General features: G+C 64.3%; 14 protein-coding genes and 1 pseudogene. 11 read left to right on the top strand and 4 right to left on the bottom strand.

Annotated features, from left to right (window positions below):
• Window positions 1-50: 50 nt before the first annotated feature.
• The 8 genes from KW832_RS23465 to KW832_RS23430 all read left to right on the top strand — a co-directional run bounded on the left by KW832_RS23465 (window position 51) and on the right by KW832_RS23430 (window position 5019).
• Entirely contained in the window at window positions 51-260 is a 210-nt protein-coding gene (locus KW832_RS23465; protein WP_055395335.1) for a DUF2892 domain-containing protein, read from the top strand.
• A 13-nt stretch (window positions 261-273) separates the two neighbouring features.
• Entirely contained in the window at window positions 274-1683 is a 1410-nt protein-coding gene (locus KW832_RS23460; RefSeq protein WP_218301663.1) for a TolC family protein, read from the top strand.
• Window positions 1680-2024, top strand: coding sequence for a rhodanese-like domain-containing protein (locus KW832_RS23455; RefSeq protein WP_233559562.1), 345 nt, complete (start codon window positions 1680-1682; stop codon window positions 2022-2024). Before KW832_RS23460 ends, KW832_RS23455 begins: the two co-directional genes overlap by 4 nt.
• Before the next feature lie 69 nt (window positions 2025-2093).
• Window positions 2094-2954 carry an MBL fold metallo-hydrolase gene (locus tag KW832_RS23450; RefSeq protein ID WP_218301662.1) on the top strand — a complete coding sequence of 287 codons (861 nt, stop codon included), beginning with the start codon at window positions 2094-2096 and terminating at the stop codon, window positions 2952-2954.
• 42 nt (window positions 2955-2996) lie between these two features.
• Window positions 2997-3443: an OsmC family protein gene (locus KW832_RS23445; protein WP_218301661.1), complete on the top strand. Its 447-nt coding sequence runs from the start codon at window positions 2997-2999 to the stop codon at window positions 3441-3443.
• A 43-nt stretch (window positions 3444-3486) separates the two neighbouring features.
• Window positions 3487-3867 carry a rhodanese-like domain-containing protein gene (locus tag KW832_RS23440; protein WP_218301660.1) on the top strand — a complete coding sequence of 127 codons (381 nt, stop codon included), beginning with the start codon at window positions 3487-3489 and terminating at the stop codon, window positions 3865-3867.
• An 84-nt stretch (window positions 3868-3951) separates the two neighbouring features.
• Entirely contained in the window at window positions 3952-4143 is a 192-nt protein-coding gene (locus KW832_RS23435) for a DUF2892 domain-containing protein (protein WP_121421177.1), read from the top strand.
• A 582-nt stretch (window positions 4144-4725) separates the two neighbouring features.
• Entirely contained in the window at window positions 4726-5019 is a 294-nt protein-coding gene (locus KW832_RS23430; protein WP_055396511.1) for a hypothetical protein, read from the top strand.
• Between the two features lie 473 nt (window positions 5020-5492).
• Here the strand turns inward: KW832_RS23430 and KW832_RS23425 are convergent, their stop codons facing one another.
• The 3 genes from KW832_RS23425 to KW832_RS23415 all read right to left on the bottom strand — a co-directional run bounded on the left by KW832_RS23425 (window position 5493) and on the right by KW832_RS23415 (window position 11775).
• Entirely contained in the window at window positions 5493-6146 is a 654-nt protein-coding gene (locus KW832_RS23425) for a VOC family protein (RefSeq protein WP_218301659.1), read from the bottom strand.
• Between the two features lie 372 nt (window positions 6147-6518).
• Complete coding sequence (locus KW832_RS23420; protein ID WP_218301658.1) at window positions 6519-8876, bottom strand: glycosyl hydrolase family 18 protein; 2358 nt, start codon at window positions 8874-8876, stop codon at window positions 6519-6521.
• A gap of 55 nt (window positions 8877-8931) precedes the next feature.
• Complete coding sequence (locus KW832_RS23415; protein ID WP_218301657.1) at window positions 8932-11775, bottom strand: IPTL-CTERM sorting domain-containing protein; 2844 nt, start codon at window positions 11773-11775, stop codon at window positions 8932-8934.
• A gap of 191 nt (window positions 11776-11966) precedes the next feature.
• On the opposite strand from KW832_RS23415, the gene KW832_RS23410 reads away from it, so the two are divergent.
• The gene (locus tag KW832_RS23410) at window positions 11967-13190 is read left to right on the top strand and encodes a helix-turn-helix transcriptional regulator (RefSeq protein WP_255577925.1); all 1224 of its coding nucleotides are present in this window, start codon (window positions 11967-11969) and stop codon (window positions 13188-13190) included.
• 452 nt (window positions 13191-13642) lie between these two features.
• Window positions 13643-13972 (top strand): annotated as a pseudogene (locus tag KW832_RS23405) (EAL domain-containing protein); the annotation flags it as partial.
• Window positions 13973-14360: 388 nt separating this feature from the next.
• Here KW832_RS23405 and glmS read toward each other — a convergent pair.
• Window positions 14361-16274, bottom strand: coding sequence for a glutamine--fructose-6-phosphate transaminase (isomerizing) (gene glmS, locus KW832_RS23400; RefSeq protein WP_218301656.1), 1914 nt, complete (start codon window positions 16272-16274; stop codon window positions 14361-14363).
• Between the two features lie 139 nt (window positions 16275-16413).
• Here glmS and KW832_RS23395 point away from each other — a divergent pair, with 139 nt between their 5' ends.
• Window positions 16414-16923 carry an Lrp/AsnC family transcriptional regulator gene (locus KW832_RS23395; protein WP_055394649.1) on the top strand — a complete coding sequence of 170 codons (510 nt, stop codon included), beginning with the start codon at window positions 16414-16416 and terminating at the stop codon, window positions 16921-16923.
• Window position 16924 lies beyond the last annotated feature (1 nt).

The raw sequence follows: 16924 nt of genomic DNA, 5'->3' as shown, positions 1-16924 counted from the left end.
GTGACCAAGCCCCCCCCCAGTTTCTATCGTTTCTTAACAAGGAGTTCATCATGACAACCTGGCAAATCGTTCGTTTGGTCGCAGGCACCTTCATCCTGCTTTCTCTGGCGTTGGGCATTCCCGGCAGCCCTGTTTTTGCCAGCCAGTGGTGGCTGGCCTTCACGGCGTTTGTGGGCGTGAACCTGCTGCAGAGTGGGCTCACCAAGTGGTGCCTGATGGAGACCATCTTGCGCAAGCTGGGCGTGCGCCCAGGCTGCTAAGGAGGACCACGCCATGCGCAAACTCCTCCTGAGCGCTGCCTTGCTGGCCTGCGGCATGGGTGCAGCCCAGGCGGCAGATTTGCACGAGGCTTGGCTGGCCGCACGGCAGCAACACCCGGACATGGCAGCAGCGGCGGCCACACGCGCCGCAGGCGAGGCCCGCCGCGTGCAGGCCAGCCGCTTATGGAGCCCCTCTGTGACGGCCCAGGCTGCGGCAGGCGCGATGGGCTCACAGACCTCCGCCCAGGGGGCCGCGTTTTCCATGCCAGGGACACCACAGACCTCTGGGGTGGGTTTTGACACCTCGGTCCGCAGCGGCCCGGGTACACGCTGGGGTGTGGAGGCGCGCATGCCACTGTACAACCCCGAGCGCAGCGCACAGGGGCGCCAGCTGCTGCTGTCCGCCGATCTGGCAGAACTGCAGGCCGCCTCGGTGCAGCAACAGCTGATGCTGCGAACGGCCCAGCAATACTTCTCGGCCGTGCTGGCGCAGCAGCAGCGCGCGTTGCTACTGCGCCAGCAGGAGGCAACCGATCAGGCTCTCAAAGAGGCGCAGGACCGCTTTGCATTGGGGGACTCGCCGATCACGGATGTGCGCGAAGCCGAGGCGCGCGCGCAGGCCAACGCTGCACTGGTGCAGGCTGCCGATGTTGAGATGCAGATTGCGCGCCAGGCTCTGGCCCAGACCACAGGCTGGAGTCCTGCGCAACTGCCCCCCCTGCACCTGCCAGCCTCGTCGGGCAACGAAACCACCGCCTTGCGCGATGGCAAACCCCTCGCGCCCCTGCCTCACTGGCTGAATCTCGCCGCGCAGGACAACCTCCAGGTGCGCACCCAGGCGCAGGCCCTCGCACTGGCCGAGCAAGAGGCAACCAAGGCGGCGCGTTTTGCCAGCACCAAGGTGGACCTGGTGGCCCAGACGGGAGGCGACCACCTGTCAGGATCAGGCCGGTGGGGCTCGGCCAGCAACTCCGCACGCCAGTACATGGTGGGTGTGCAAATCCAGGTGCCGCTGTACACCGGTGGCCAACTTGATGCGCGCCAGCAGGAACTGCTGCGCCTTCAGGACAAGGCCCAGGCCGACCTCGACAGCGCCCGGCTTGCCGTCGCCCAGCAGGTACGCACCAGCTGGCTGCACCTGCAGGCTGGGGCCGCCCGGACCCAGGCCCTGGAGTCGGCGCTCAGGTCGGCCCAGGTCCGGTTGCAGGCGACCCAACTGGGTCGCCAGGTGGGCGACCGCACCACACTGGATTTGCTGCAGGCACACAATGACGCCATGCAGTCGCAATCCAACCTGCTGGGGCACCAGACCCGCATGGCGCAAGAACGCCTGCAGCTGATGGCGTTGGCGGGCCAACTGGATGAGGCCGCGTTGCAAGCGGCCACCGACACAGCGCACATGCTGGCCCCGCCCACGCCTTGAACGCCTCCAACCATGCCCTCATCCCACACCCTCACCCCGCCAGCGCCATGAACCCCCACCCCGCCCCCACGCTTCCCCTGGTCGTCGATGTCCGTTCGCCCGGCGAATTCGCAGCAGGCCATGTGGCTGGCTCCATCAACCTGCCGCTGGACAGCCTGGCCCAGCAAGCCGCTGCAGCGCTGCCGCACCGCGACCAACCGATGGTGCTTTGCTGCCTTTCGGGCGCTCGCTCGGGCATGGCAGTCCAGTGGTTGCGCACGCAAGGCTATAGCCAGGTGTCCAATGGCGGCGGTGTGAGCAGTGTGGCCCTGCAGCTGGGCCGCCCCATCGAACGCGACTGATGGGATCTGGCGCTTGCCACCGCCACACTCGGAGCATTGTGTCCATCGAACCTGCAACAGGAGACCCCCGTGAAGCCCCAGATAGAAGCCTTCTTTGACGACGCGACCTGGACCGTGAGCTACGTGGTGTTTGACGAACCCGGGGGCCACTGCGCACTGGTGGATTCGGTGCTGGACTACGACGCAAAATCAGGCCGCACCCGCACGCATTCTGCGGATCGCCTGGTAGCTTTCGTCCAGAGCAAGGGGTTGACCGTGCAATGGATTCTGGAAACCCATGCCCATGCCGACCACCTGTCCGCCGCGCACTACCTTCGCAGCAAGCTGGGAGGGAAAATCGCCATCGGAGCCGCGATCACCCAGGTGCAAGAGGTGTTCAAAGCCATCTTCCACCTGGAGCCAGAGTTCCACGCGGATGGCCGTCAGTTCGACCACCTGCTGCACGACGAAGAAGTGTTTTCTATTGGCCAGCTCGAAGCCAAGGCGCTGGCCGTGCCGGGCCACACCCCTGCGTGCATGGCGTACCAGATCGCAGACGCCGTGTTGGTGGGCGACACCCTGTTCATGCCCGACGTCGGCACCGCGCGCTGCGACTTCCCGGGTGGCAATGCGCACACGCTGTACCAGTCGGTGCGCAAGCTGCTCAGCCTGCCCGCACAGACCCGCCTTTTCATGTGCCACGACTACCCCCCCGCGGAGCGCGCCCCAGCCTGGCAGACCACGGTCGCCGATCAGCGCGCCCACAACATCCACGTGCACGACGGCATGACCGAAGCGGCATTCGTTGAACTGCGCACCCGGCGCGATGCAACGCTCGACATGCCCGTTCTCATCCTGCCCTCGGTGCAGGTCAACATCAGGGCCGGGGCGATGCCCCCGGCAGAAGACAACGGCATGACCTATCTCAAGATTCCCGTGAACGCGCTGTGACACGCTATCCACGAGCCCCCTCAGAAGATCCCGGAGATTTCCATGAGCAACAAACAAGTCACCGTTGAGCTGGTCCAGCAAAAGGACTACCGCTTTGACATCCATTTTGGCGGCACCGTCCCCCACCTGATCGGCGATGAACCCGCCCCGTTGGGCTCGGGCAAGGGCCCATCGCCGGTGCAGCTGCTTTGCGCAGCGGTGGGCAACTGCCTGAGTGACTCCCTGCTGTTTGCGCTGCGCAAATTCAAACAGTCACCGGAGCCCCTAACCGCCACCGTGGTGGCCCAGGTGGGCCGCAACCCAGAGGGACGCCTGCGTGTGCTGCGCATGGACGCCACCTTGCAACTGGGCGTACCTGCCACACAACTGCAACACCTGGACCGCGTGCTGGGCCAGTTCGAAAGCTATTGCACGGTAACCCAGAGCGTGGGGCAGGGCATTCCCATCGTGCTGAAAGTGCTGGACGCCAACAACGCCGTCCTCAAATGACACCAAGGCATATCCACCGTCACACTACTTGAGGAAACATCCGATGAAAACAGCCCACGATCTCGTGGCTGCGGCGAAAGCCCAGGTCCATGAAGTCCCCATCGACCAAGCCGATGAAGCCATCAAACTGGCCGATGTGCTCATCGACGTGCGTGAGGCCGATGAGTACCAGGCCGGACACATACCCGGTGCCATCCACGCCTCGCGCGGCGTTCTGGAGTTCAAGCTCAGCAGCACGCCTGCACTCACCTCGCGCGATCTGAAGGTGGTGGTGTACTGCAAGACCAGCGGGAGGGCCGCCTTGGCAGCCTGCGCCATGCGCGAGATGGGCTACCTGCAGGTGCAGTCCATCGCAGGCGGCTTTGACGCCTGGGCTGCGGCGGGCAAACCCGTGGCGTCTCCCGAGCCACCGTCTTTCGACTGATTCGGTGGTGCATCAGCCATGCTCCACCTCCTGTGCAAGAAAGGTCCCGCCCCCGGGGCCCATGCGTAACCCAAAGGAATTGTCATGAACGTCAACGTTGGAACCATCGATCGCGTGCTGCGCATCGTGGCAGGCTTGGTGCTGATTGCCTTGGCTGCCACCAACACTGTGGGATGGTGGGGCTGGTTGGGCGTCGTCCCCTTGGCCACCGGCCTGTTCCGCTTCTGCCCCGCCTACACACTGCTGGGTATCAACACCTGCCCCTTGAAAAAGTAGCCAGACGCGGCAAACGCTGCGCGTGCGGTGCAGGCATTTCCCGTACGTGCAGCACTGAGCACGTGTCTACGATCTAGCCGGAGATCGAGAACAGACGCTTCGACAATTTGGCCCCACACATCTCAAGCCGGACCACCACCTGCGCACAACAGGCTGCCGAAGGGCTGACGCCCCGTGCAAGGTCACCTGCACCGCCACCGGCGGGTGGTCTGCATCGCCCAGGCTCTGACTGACGTGGAGCAGTTCGACAGCTCCACGCTTTCCCGGCGTCGCAGGCCCGGGCACCAGAGTTTCTCACCGTGAAACCTAGTGGGTGAAATACGCCCATGGGCCTCCAATCCCTGCATACCCCCTCCCTGCGAAGCGCTTCTTGGCGCAGCAGATCAATTGTTTCCAATACTGGAACAGTTAGTTTGCGACTGGATAGTTTTTCTCTGAACAGCACCGGCGTACAGTTCAATCCATCGATGAGCCGAGCCCGCAAGGCGACTCACCGAACCCGGTTTGAAGTAGTTTTCAGCATCCGCTTTTGGCGCTTTGTTCCGGCTTTTTTTGAGACGCTTTTGTCCAAGGATTTGCACCATGAACACGACTGCCCGTTTCCTCTCTATAGCCGCTGTTGCTGCTTTCGCCTCTTTCGGCGTCCACGCTGACGAAGCCGATGGCTCGCAATTTGCGCTCCAGTTCGACACCAACCGCACCCGTGCTGAAGTGCAAGCGGAAGCCGCCACGGTGGCCCAGACCCGCAGCCAGGAACCCGCTGGCTCGCGCGTGGTGACATACACCTCCACAGCGGACCGGGCTGCAGTGCGTGCCCAGGCAGCCGAAGCCCTGCGCACCGGCAAGATTCCCCACGGCGAATTCAGCGCCATGTAATTGACGCAGTTGCGGGCCTTCCCCTGGTGGCGGCACTTCGCGGGTGCTGCTGCCATGGGGAGTGTTTTCCTCACTGTCAGGCAAGCAAACTGGGCTCCCACTGGGAGCCCAGTTTGTTGCTACGCCTATGCCTCGGCAAGCAGCTGTCTATCCCTGCGCGTTTTGCGCATCCGGCGCGGGGATCGAGGATGAAGGCGGTTCCCACGGGGCTTCCTTCTTCGCTCTTGCCCGCATCTCCGAATCGCAACTATTCTGATCGTAAACACCCGCCCAGCATCCATGCGGCTTAGCGAACTGCCTAGCCAAGTGGCCGCCAATTTAAAGTCGTCAACTCTTCCAATCGCGCTGCAACGACAAACCCCAGAATCCTTTAGGGGAGGCCGGCTCAAGCTGATTGCGGACATATGACGACCGCGAGCGAATGAGTACTATCGCCGCCAAAAGCAGCCGTTGGCGCTCCGCTTGAGCGAGGGCTAGGCTCCACCAAGCCTGCGCAGCCCTGACGGCGTTTGAATCTCTGCAACCAAAGCACATGTCGCGCCTCGGGCGACTGTGACGCTCGGTATTGAGGCTAGGCGAATGGCGGCAAAGAGTGCGAGAACTTCTTCCGGGGCTGGATGCTGTATTTGAAGTTCCCTGATCTGAAGTGGGCTTGCGGGCATCGTTGCGATAGGATTCGCGTCAACGGCCCGTTGAATCAATAGCGGCGCAGCTCCATCTAACGCGAGTGCGCCGTCGGGACGGAACGCCATCTGCCAAGTGTGGGACTCACGGTACATCGTCTCAACCTGACCAAGGGCAGGCACGGTCGCGGCAGCAATGTCATTTGTACTCGCTACCCAGGCGGCCAAACGAGGTGTAGTGCCGTCCAGTATCTCGTCGATGCCAAACCAGCGAGCCCGCGAAACAGGCGCTGCGTCAGGGTTAGCAGCAATCACCTCTAGGTAAACTGAAGACCCCAGCGACAGCAGCAGGTTATGCGTAGCCATGCTCGGATGCTCTCTGCCCGGCCCCGGGGCTACGCCGAGAGCGGCCTCGACGTAGGCTGATCCCGCGTCGAGGCTCGGTGCAACGATGGTGATGTGGTCGAGGCGCGACACCATGTTTTCTGTGAAGCCCAACGTCATTTGGGCCGCAAAGCCAGCGGGATCAACTGGACGGTACGGGTTATGTTGGACTCTGACTACTCCAGGAGGTGGCTTGCGGTCAGAGTTTTCAAGACTGGCGCCCGTCTCAACTCCACTACCGCAAGAACTTTGCCTATAGGCTAGCACGCAGCAACGCCCAATTGAGCCGTGTTGCGACTTCGCATAAATCTTTCGGCGGTAGCAAACCCATCCTGCTCGATGGATGCACCTCGGCCGTTGATGTGCCTCGGATCTTCTCGGTAATACCGAACGAGAAAGGTGAACTTGCTTGGTTCGACTTGTGGATAATTTTCCTCAACGAAACTAGGTCCAAAGCGCTTAGGACCTAGCGCGAGCCATCCTCTTGTTCACTTAGGGGAGCTGTACCGTTACCGGGGCAGACTGTGGTCCCTCGTTACCCGCCGCATCCAAGACGCTGACTTGGTAGTAGTGGCTACCGAGCGGGGGCGTAACGTCCGTGTAACTCAAGCCGGTGATCGTTGCAATGACCACACCGTCGCGGTATATGCGGTAGCGCGTGGCGCTGTCTGCGATGAAGGCCTGCTTGACGGCCTGCATCTGCGGATTGCTGTTCGACTGCGGCAGGTAGCCATAGTTGATGGTCCACACCAGTGTGCCGCCCAGGCCCTGCTCGCGCACCCATTTGCCTTTCTCGGCGATGGAGCGCTCGTCTTCGAAGCTCAGGTAGGTAACCGGCGTGTTCGTGCCACGGTTCCAGGGTGGCGAGTAGGTCATGTAGCCTTGCTTGGCCACGTCGTCCCAGTGGTACGTGGCGCCCGTGCGGTTGAAGGCGTTGTCGTTCACCAAGCGCTGGTAGTTGTTCTCCCAGTCGCCGTTGTTCATCCAGCCTTGCATGCCGTCCATGCTCTGGCGCGGCCCCGTGACTGGACTGTTGTAGTACGCACCGTACAGGCCGATGCCGATACCTAGCTTGGAGCGCGCGATGCCCATGTCCAGATAGGCCTGCACCGTCGATTCGATCGAGGTCGGGTACAGATCGCCCGCACCGGACAGCGGCGAGTGGTGCCACGACTGCCATCCCCAGTCGCCGGCCATGCTGTAGGTCATCAGGTTGAAACGATCGACTGTGGCGGCCACCTCCGCGTGCCAGGGCGTGATGTCGGGGTCGTTCTTGTTGACCCAGAAGCCGGGCCAGCTCAGTTCCAGCGGCGCGTTCGGCGCCTGGTAGCGGGCGCGCAGCGCCGAGGCGGCGCGCAGCTCGCGCAGCAGCGCCAGGGCCTGGGCGCGGGTAGCCGCCGTGTCGAGGTTCTCTTCCCAATCGATGTCCACGCCGTCGTAGTTCTTCTGGACGGCTTTGTCGAGGACGTTCTTGATGAAGCGTGCGCGCACCGTGGCATTGGCGGTGGCGGCAACAAAACCGGGCCCGTCGCTGTCTCCGCCCACCATCATCACCGCCTTGGCGCCCGCGGCGTGGGCCTTGGCGATCAGCGCGTCCTCCACGTTGGCCAGGTGGCCCGAGCCGGCGCCTTCGAGCAGATCGCCCGCCCGGCCACCGGGCAGTGAACCGAGCGCGGGCGCATAGCGGCCGAAGACGAAGTGCGTCATGGTGCCCATGTCCACGGCTTCGGGCGGGTACGTTTCCCAGAACCAACCCGCGTAGTAGCCGTTGACCCATTTGCCGCTCTGGGCGGCGGGGTTCCATCCCACGCTCACCCCGCCGCTGGTCCTGGCGGCCGTCACGCCGCCCACGGGTGGCAGCGGATTGGTGGCCTCCACGGCCACCTGGGTGGTGGCGGCCACGCTTTGGCCCGCGGTGTTGGTGCAGGTCAGCGTGTACGCCGCGTTCGCTGCGGGGCGCACCAGTTCGTTGCCCTCGGCCGCGCGCGGCCCACTCCAGCCGCCCGATGCCGTGCAGGTGGTCGCATTGTGGGCCTGCCAGGCCAGTTGGGCGCTCTGGCCCGCCATGATGCGTGTGGGCGTGGCACTGAAACTGCCGATGGTGGGGGGCTGCTGTGTCTTGCGTACGGTCACCGTGGCCGATGCCGCCGTGGTGGAGCCAGCCGCGTTGCGGCAGCTCAGGCCGTAGGTGGTGGTGACGGTGGGCCGCACGCTGGTGCCACCAGCGCCTGCCTGTTCTCCGCTCCAGCCTCCAGTGGCGGTACAGGCCGTGGCGTTCTCTGTACTCCACGAGAGGATGCTGCTGTTGCCCGCCTCGATCACGTCGGGCTGGGCCGTGAAAGCCTGGATAAGTGGAGGCTGGGGCGGTGGCGTGGTCGGCGCCGTGCCGTCAATGAAGAGCTGCGCGAGTCCTTCGCCGCCCGCCTCGAAGTACTCCATGCGCACCGTGTGGCGGCCTTCCGAGAGACGCACGGAGGCCGCGTCCATCGTGATGCCGTGCACGGTCCAGTTGTTGATGATGCGTTTGCCATCTACGAACACGCGCACACCGTCGTCGGTGTACGTCGTGAACTTAGCGGCGCCCCCAGCGAATGGCAGACTTGCCGTCCAGCGCGCGGAGAAGCCGTCCACCGGCAACTTGGGGGCTGGGCTGTCGGTCATCCAGTAGTAGTCGATGGGACCACTCTCACAGCGCTCCAGCACGGCGTTACCCGCCAGCTTGGTGTTGGGAAAATACTCCGCCAGCCATTGGCCTGGGGCGCACTCCAGCGCGAAAGCCTGGGTGCCGACTAGCAGCAGTGATGCGGCCAGGGCGCGTGTAGTCCAATGGGGAATTGTGAATTTTTTCATGTATTTTGCCATCCAGCGCTTTCCAGGAAAGCGCCAGATGCTCTCCTTTTGATAGTCAAACAACAAAGCGACGTGTGTGCAGACCGGCCAGCAGCATCAGCGCGGCGAGCAGCAGCACGCCCCATTCGCCCAACGTAGGGATGGCCTGCGCGCCGCCAACCACTGGCCTGGGCGCGGGCGCCACGCCACCAGTGGGCGGGGCCGACGCGCTGCCGCCAGCGTTGTTGGCAGTGACGGTGAAGGTGTAGGTGGTGCCGTTGGTAAGGCCCGACACCGTGCAGGTAGTGGCGGGCGCCTGTACGGTGCAGCTCGCGCCGCCGGGCTGGGAGGTGACGGTGTAAGACGTGGGCGCGGTGCCGCCCACCGGTGCCTGCCACCGCACGGTGACTTGCGCGTCGCCGGGCGTGGCATTGACGTTGGTCGGGGCGTTCGGCCCGCCTGCGGGCACCACCAGCATCGGCACTGAGTCGGAAGCCATGCCATTGGCGAACAGCGTGGCCGTGTACGGGCCGGGGACTGTGGTCGGCGGCAGGGCGCGCGCGGTGAACCTAGCCGCTTCCGACGCCGAGGCCGGCAGCCACGCAACGGCGCCGTTGTCCACGCGCTGCAGGCGCAGCAGGGGCGCGGGGGTGGCGGACTGGCTGGTGCCGCCGCCGCTGGCTTCGCCGTCGCCGGTGAAGCGCTGGCCCAGCAGTTGCAGTGCCGCGCCAACTGCGAGCTGTGCGGGGTAGGACGTGATACGCGGGCGGCGCGCATCAGACACGCCGATTTGGTGCCCATATAGAAGCGCGGGTGCCGAGTTCGACTGCAGCCCACCCACCACCAGCACCTGCCCGTTGGCCAGCAGGGTTGCGGTGTGGCTGCTACGCGCCTGAGGCATGGGACCAGCCGTTTGCCACGTACCGGAACCGGGGTCATACACCTCAGTGGCGGCGACACTTCCGCCGTTGTAGCCACCCCCAGTGACGAACACCCGGCCATCGGCCAGCAGTGTGGCGGTATGCACATTGCGCGCCTGCTGCAGCGGGCCCGTGGCCTGCCAGGTGTTGGTGGCGGGGTTGTAGATTTCGGCACTAGCCAAGTAGCCTCCGGCGAAGGTGTGGCCACCTGCCACCAGCACGCGCCCGTCGGCAAGCAGCGTGGCTGTGTGCTGGTTGCGGGCCTGCTGCAGGCTGGGGCCGGCCGTCCAGGCGCCGGTCGCGGGGTTGTAGAACTCCACAGTCGCGGTGCCTTGGCCGTTGGCGACGTTGCCGCCGGCCACGAGCACACGGCCATCGGCCAGAAGCGTTGCCGTGTGGCCGTGGCGGGAGTTCAGCATAGCGCCGGCCGACACCCACAGGTTGGCGCTGGGGCGGTAGATCTCGGCCATGCCAACGTTGGTGCTGAAGCCATTGCTGCCGCCGGCCACCAGTACGTCGCCGCCGGGCAGCAACGTAGCTGTGTGGTCGTAGCGGCCCTGCAGCAGCGCGGGCGTTGGGGCCCACTGGTTGGCAATGGGGTCGTACAGCTCGGCGCTGGCGAGAGCCTCCGAGCCGCCCGCCACCAGCACGCGGCCATCGGCCAGCAAGGTTTGCGTGTGGTAGCGGCGCGCGTCGGCCATCGAAGCTGCAGGCTGCCACAAGCCGGTGGCGATGCCATACCGCAACGTGGTCGCGGAGGGGTTGGCCGAGCCACCGCTGGCCACGATGCCCCCGGTGACGAGTACCAATCCATCCTGCAACGCGGTGGCTCGATGGTTCTGGCGCAGCGCGGGCAACGGGCCTGTGGTGGCTGCGTCCAGCGAATTTAGTTGCAGCCGCTCTGCACTCGCCACCGCGCCGCTAGCACCCTCGCCACCCGCCACAAGCAGCTCGCCCGTATGCAGCAGCAGTGCGCTGTGCTGGCCGCGTGCCTGTGCCATCGGGGCATAGACACTGCTCAGACTGGTGGCGGGGTTGAAGATTTCCACTGCCGCTGTGGGCGTTCCGCTGGCGTCGTCTGATGCGCCACCCGCAAGCAGCACGCGGCCGTCGGGCAGCAGCGCGGCGCTGTGCAGCGTGCGCGCCACGTGCAGCGAGGTGGCGGGCGTCCAGGTGTTGGTGGCTACGTCGTACAGCAGCGTGTCGCCCAGCGCGCCGTCCGCATTGTTGCCGCCTGCCACGAACACGCGGCCGTCAGGCAGCAGCGTGGCGGTGTGGTTCATGCGCCGCGCGGGTAGGGGGGCGGCGTTGGTCCAGGTGCCAGTGGCAGGGTCCCAAAGGGCAGCTGCGTTGGTGGGGCTTTCTCCGTTATCCATGCCGCCCACCACCAACACACGTCCGTCGCGCAGCAGTGTGGCCGTGTGCTGGCGCGCGCCCATCCCTGGCATGGCGCCGGTGCTGTCCCAGGTGCGAGTGGCGGGGTCGTAGATTTCGGCGGACTTCAGCCCCTCTTGGCCCGCAGTGCCCCGACCGCCGGCGACGAGCACGCGGCCGTCTTGTAGTAGCGTGGCCGTGTGCTGGCTGCGGCGCAGCGACATGGTGGTGTCGGTGGCGGTGAACGCGCCGCTCTGCGGGTCGAAGGTGGCGGCTTCTCGCACCGAAGCTGCGCTGCCGCCTTCGCCGCCCGCGATCAGCACCGTGCCGTCACGCAGCGGCGTGGCCGTGTGGCCCGCGCGCGGGCCGGGCAGTGCGGGGCCGCCAACCCAGCGACCCGTGGCCGTGTCGTAGAGCTGCGTGCTGGCCAGCACGCCGCTGCCGCGCCCCCCGGCGAGGAGCACGCGGCCATCGGCCAGTTGCGTGGAGGTGTGCTGGTAGCGCGCGCCGGTATAGCTGCCGGCAGCCTGCCAGCCCGCGCCGTGCGCAGTGCTGGCAACGCCCAGGCACAGCGCGGCGGCGTGCAGTACGCGACGGGCCGTAACGGCCCATGCGGGGGTGGTCATTGGGGGATCTCCAGAGAGCAAACAGAATCCCGCGATTCTTGGAACGCCCGTGCTTTCTGGCTATCGGTCACCTGACCGATATGTGTGCGTTAGTTGGCACAACGTTGCAAATTTGGTTCGGGGTATTCCCAGAGGAATAGCGCGCGTTGCGGCAGTCCCGCACAATCAGCGCCGCTAAAAAGGAAAAACCCTTGCATCACGCACTGACCGATCTGCTGGGCGCCGTGGCCGACGATGAGCGCTGGGGTGAGGCGCTACACAGCTATGCCATCAGCCTGGGCGCCGACCAGATAGGCTGGTTCGTCCTTGCCAGTGGGCCAGAGCAACTGGCGCAGTGGGGGCCGCGCTTTGCCGAACACCCCGACCCGCGATACTGGTTGCACGCGCCCTCCGCAGAGGGTGCGCCTGCTTTGGTAGGCAGGGGAGTGACGGCCGAGGCCACGCTGCGTTACGCCGCGCTGTATCGCGAGCAGGACCCACTGTGGGATGCCGCCATGTCGCGCTACACCCAAGCTGGCCCCGGCGGCATTTCGGTGGTTACAGATGCACCAGCCCCTGCGGCACAACGCTTTCGGCAGACGGCGTTCTACAACGATTTCCTGCGCCCACACGGCATCGGCACACGTATGTTTGGTGGCGGGTGGAACGCGCGGCACCCCGGGGGCCACCTGTTCGCGTCGGTCTATCGCCTCAGAGACGACGATGGCTTCACGGCCGAACAGATGCGGCGCTTTCATGCTGAGTTCGGAGCGTTGCAGCACACCGCCTTCTTGCACCGCGAGATGCTGTCATTGCGTACGCGCACGCAGGGACTGGAGGAGCTAATGGAGCGCCTGCCCATGGGCATGTTGTTCTTTGACGTAGGCGGGCGACTGCTGCACGCTAACGCCCGCGCGCGGCGCCTCGCCGCGAACCCCGGGCATGGAAGCCTGCGCAAGCTGCTCACGGGCATCACAAACGTTCGGCAGACAGATGCGGCGCTGGGCGCGCTGTTCGCGCAGTCCATGCGCGGCAAAAGTGGCTGCGCCGAGCTGCCGGGCGGACTGCTGCTGGTCTCGCTGGCTGTGGGCGATCTGGCTGCGCTGGGCTTGAACCACGCGGCCCCTGGAGTGGCCTGGGTTCTGATGGAGAGAACGCTGGACGCGGCCGCCGCCGTCGCCCTGGTGAGCCAGGCCTACCGCTTGAGCCCGGCCGAAGGCGCCCTGCTGCTGGCGTTGATGCGCGGTCGGACTCCGCAGGACTTTGCCGACGCGCGCGGCGTGCGTATCCGCACAGTACGCACGCAGATGAGCACCCTTCTGCTCAAGACCAGCACCCAGCGCCAGCAGGATCTGGTGGCTCTGAGCGCGAGGCTGATGCTACTGGCGCCGGGACAAGCGGCCGATGCTATGGTGGCAGGCGGTGCGCAAAGGTAGCTTCTTGGTACGCCTAGCAGCCCACGTACCAGAGGCCAGTGGGATGAATGCCTGGATTTAACGACTATCTCCATCCATGCGGGGTGCGAGCCGACGCTTCAACGCGAAAACGCATACTTTGAGCCAGGGATTGGCGAGGCAGCCTCCAGGCGCCCCTTCTCCCTTGGGGGGTGGAGTCAGGTACGTTGGAAATGGCCCAGATCATCTCGATCGCTATTGTCCGAGGCTGCAAAATTGATGCCTGAGTGCTTCCTAAGCGCGGTGCTGTGCACGCCGGTGTGCTCGAAGCGGGCGCGCATGACTCCATCCAATACTGCGACCATGAGCGCATCAAGCTCAGATTGAAAGCAAGGGCTAAGCCGGGTGAGGTACCGGCTGAGAAACACCACTTAGTTGGCGGAATGGCAACCATCCAACTTCTGGGGGTCAGTTCAAAACCGGGGCGATTCAATATCGACGACTTTGGGACGGGCTATTCGTCGCTCAGCTATTTGTTGCAACTGCCCGTTGCCTACATCAAGATTGACCAATCATTTGTCCGCGGCATGTCCGTCTCCCGGGACTCAGCCGTCATTGTCAAATCAACGATAGCTCTAGCTCATTCGTTAGGACGAAAGGTTGTGGACGAAGGCGTGGAAACGCAGCAAGATTGGGAGAAACTCGCTGCGCTCGGCTGCGATATTGCACAGGGCTATTTTGTGGCACGGCCAATGCCAGCAGAGAACTTTGCTGATTGGGCGCTTAAATTTGCCTTCGACAAGCCGGAAGCGGTGCTGCAATGAAGCACCCCATCTCGGTCCCTATGCAGGCCGCTGGTTTCTTGGGGCTGTAGGCCTCACCCCGACGCTCAGCCTAGCCGATTCCGTTGTAAACAGATGCAAGTCTGGCGGAAGTGATTTTGATGCGCTTTTTTTATGGGCGTGCGTTCATTGCGGATTGGCAAAATCAGGAAACTGTCTTCTTGCAGTCTTCGGCGGTTCGCTATCGACCGACTGCGCCCAGCCTGAAGCAGACCGCCCCGGCACCCACTAACCTTCGCTATCAGGAACGAAAAGCGCCTCAACTCTGAGGCGCTTTTGCATTTCTTAATGTGAAATATTCCCGACGAACTTTATTTGTGCCCGACTGACTTTATTTGTTGGAGTCACAAAAATCCCCTCACCCTGCGCGTCACTCCACCGTGACACTCTTCGCCAGGTTTCTGGGCTTGTCCACATCCGTCCCCCGCGCACACGCGGTGTGGTACGCCAGCAGCTGCAGCGGCACCACGTGCAGCAGCGGGCTCAAGGGGCCGTAGTGCTCGGGCATGCGGATGACATGGATGCCGTCGCTGCTTTCGATGCGGGTGTCGGCGTCGGCCAGCACGTAGAGCACACCGGCGCGCGCACGCACTTCCTGCATGTTGCTCTTGAGCTTTTCGAGCAAGGTGTCATTGGGCGCCACGGTGACTACGGGCATGGCACTGGTCACCAGGGCCAGGGGACCGTGCTTGAGTTCACCGGCCGGGTAGGCCTCGGCGTGGATGTAGCTGATTTCCTTGAGCTTCAAGGCGCCTTCCAGCGCAATGGGGTAGTGCAGGCCTCGGCCCAAAAAGAGAGCGTTTTCCATCCGGGCAAAGTCTTCGGCCCAACTGATGATTTGTGGCTCCAGCGCCAGCACAGCCTGCAAGGCCACGGGCAGGTGGCGCATGGTTTTGAGGTGGGCGGCTTCTTGCTCATCGCTCAAACGGCCTTTGGATTGGGCCAGCGCCAGCGTCAGTAAAAACAAGCCCGCCAGCTGGGTGGTGAAGGCCTTGGTGCTGGCCACACCGATCTCGACACCGGCGCGCGTGATGTACGCCAGCTTGCATTCGCGCACCATGGCGCTGGTGGCCACATTGCAGATGGTCAGCGTGTGCTGCATGCCCAGGCTCTGCGCGTGGCGCAACGCGGCCAGGGTGTCAGCGGTCTCGCCAGACTGGCTGATGGTGACAACCAGGGTGCGTGGGTTGGGCACGCTGGTGCGGTAGCGGTATTCGCTGGCCACTTCGACTTGCGTGGGGATGCCCGCGATGTCTTCGAGCCAGTATTTGGCGGTGCAGCCGCTGTAGTAGCTGGTGCCGCAGGCCAGGATCAACACGCTGTCGATTTCCTTGAACACGCGCCAGGCGGCGGCGCCAGGTTCGCCATGCTGGCCCGCGCCGTCGAACAGCTCGGGCACGATGCCAGCCAGACCTTCGAGCGTGTCGGCGATGGCACGCGGTTGCTCGAAGATTTCCTTTTGCATGTAGTGTCGGTAGGGGCCCAGCTCGGCCGCGCCGCTGTGGGCCAGCACGGTGCGCACGGGGCGCTGTTCGGGCGTGAGTGCGACACCGTCCTTGCGCACGATCCAGTAGCGGCCCAGCTGCAGGTCCACCAGGTCGCCCTCTTCCAGGTACACGATCTGGTCGGTGACGCCCGCCAGGGCCATGGCATCGCTGGCCAGAAAGTGCTCTGCGCCCCCGTTTCCAACCCCCAGGATCAGCGGCGAACCGGCGCGTGCACCCACCACGCGGTGCGGTTCGTCCTTGTGCATCACGGCGATGGCGTAGGCGCCATGCAGTTCGGCCACGGTGGCCTGCACGGCGTCGAACAGGTCGCCGCTGTAGTGGCTGTCCACCAGGTGGGCGATGACTTCGGTGTCGGTCTGGCTCACAAACACATAGCCGCGTGCCTGCAGCGCCTTGCGCAGTTCTTCGTGGTTTTCAATGATGCCGTTGTGCACCAGGGCTACTCGGCCTGCGCTTTGGGCCTGCGCGTCTGCGCCAGTGCCGTGGCTGAAGTGCGGGTGGGCGTTGTGCACGGCTGGCGCGCCATGGGTGGCCCAGCGGGTGTGGGCAATGCCGGTGGCACCGTCGATGTGTTCGGTGGTCACCTGCTCCAGCAACTCAGCCACGCGGGCGGTGCTGCGGGCGCGCTGCAGGCCCGCCGGGCGCGCTGCATCGAGGCTGGAGGCATGTACCGCCACGCCGCAGGAGTCGTAGCCCCGGTATTCAAGCCGCTGCAGGCCCTGGACGAGGATGGGAACGATGTTGCGCGTAGAGACCGCGCCGACGATGCCGCACATGGTGTTTGCCCTTGGGTTGGATTTGATGGGCGGATCGTAAGCAGCATCGAGAAAAATTATCGATTGATATTTCAATGAAATTGAACTTAAATTTCACCAAACACAATTCATGAAATTTTTATTCAATTTATAGAAAATCATGGAATCCATATCACTCGACAGCACAGACTTGCAGCTGCTCAACCTGCTGCAAACCGACGCGGCGCAGAGCAACCAATCCCTGGCCGAACAGGTGCATGTCTCCCCGCCCACCTGTCTGCGCCGCGTCAAGCGCCTGCACGATGCCGGTCTGATCGAGCGCCAGGTGGCCATCCTGCAGCCCGATCGGCTTGCGGCCATTCAGGGCCACGGGCTGGCCTGCATCGTCGAGGTGTCGCTGGACCGCCAAGGCGCCGAACAGCTTGACGCGTTCGAAGCCCGCGCCGTGGCCGACGACGCCGTGCAGCAATGCTGGCGCGTATCGCCCGGGCCGGACTTTGTGCTGGTGGTGCACACACGGGACATGCCGGGGTACCTGGCGCTGTCGCAGCGCCTGTTCACGGGCGATGCCAATGTGCGCAACGTGAAGGCCTTCTTTGCAACCCGCAGGGCAAAATTTGGTACAAAAGTGCCTCTAGCGCTTGATCAGAAAGCGCAAGCAGCTATTTAAT

It is taken from the genome of Acidovorax sp. sif0632 (genome assembly GCF_019218805.1).
In the GTDB taxonomy this organism is placed as follows: domain Bacteria; phylum Pseudomonadota; class Gammaproteobacteria; order Burkholderiales; family Burkholderiaceae_C; genus Acidovorax; species Acidovorax facilis.
This window is presented reverse-complemented; position numbering and strand designations above follow the sequence as displayed.

Excerpts from the sequence above, each read along its gene's own strand:
- glmS (WP_218301656.1), bottom strand. The coding sequence starts at position 16,274 with ATGTGCGGCATCGTCGGCGCGGTCTCTACGCGCAACATCGTTCCCATC.
- KW832_RS23460 (WP_218301663.1), top strand. The coding sequence starts at position 274 with ATGCGCAAACTCCTCCTGAGCGCTGCCTTGCTGGCCTGCGGCATGGGT.
- KW832_RS23435 (WP_121421177.1), top strand. The coding sequence starts at position 3,952 with ATGAACGTCAACGTTGGAACCATCGATCGCGTGCTGCGCATCGTGGCA.
- KW832_RS23430 (WP_055396511.1), top strand. The coding sequence starts at position 4,726 with ATGAACACGACTGCCCGTTTCCTCTCTATAGCCGCTGTTGCTGCTTTC.
- KW832_RS23420 (WP_218301658.1), bottom strand. The coding sequence starts at position 8,876 with ATGAAAAAATTCACAATTCCCCATTGGACTACACGCGCCCTGGCCGCA.
- KW832_RS23415 (WP_218301657.1), bottom strand. The coding sequence starts at position 11,775 with ATGACCACCCCCGCATGGGCCGTTACGGCCCGTCGCGTACTGCACGCC.
- KW832_RS23440 (WP_218301660.1), top strand. The coding sequence starts at position 3,487 with ATGAAAACAGCCCACGATCTCGTGGCTGCGGCGAAAGCCCAGGTCCAT.
- KW832_RS23445 (WP_218301661.1), top strand. The coding sequence starts at position 2,997 with ATGAGCAACAAACAAGTCACCGTTGAGCTGGTCCAGCAAAAGGACTAC.
- KW832_RS23465 (WP_055395335.1), top strand. The coding sequence starts at position 51 with ATGACAACCTGGCAAATCGTTCGTTTGGTCGCAGGCACCTTCATCCTG.
- KW832_RS23425 (WP_218301659.1), bottom strand. The coding sequence starts at position 6,146 with ATGACGTTGGGCTTCACAGAAAACATGGTGTCGCGCCTCGACCACATC.
- KW832_RS23395 (WP_055394649.1), top strand. The coding sequence starts at position 16,414 with ATGGAATCCATATCACTCGACAGCACAGACTTGCAGCTGCTCAACCTG.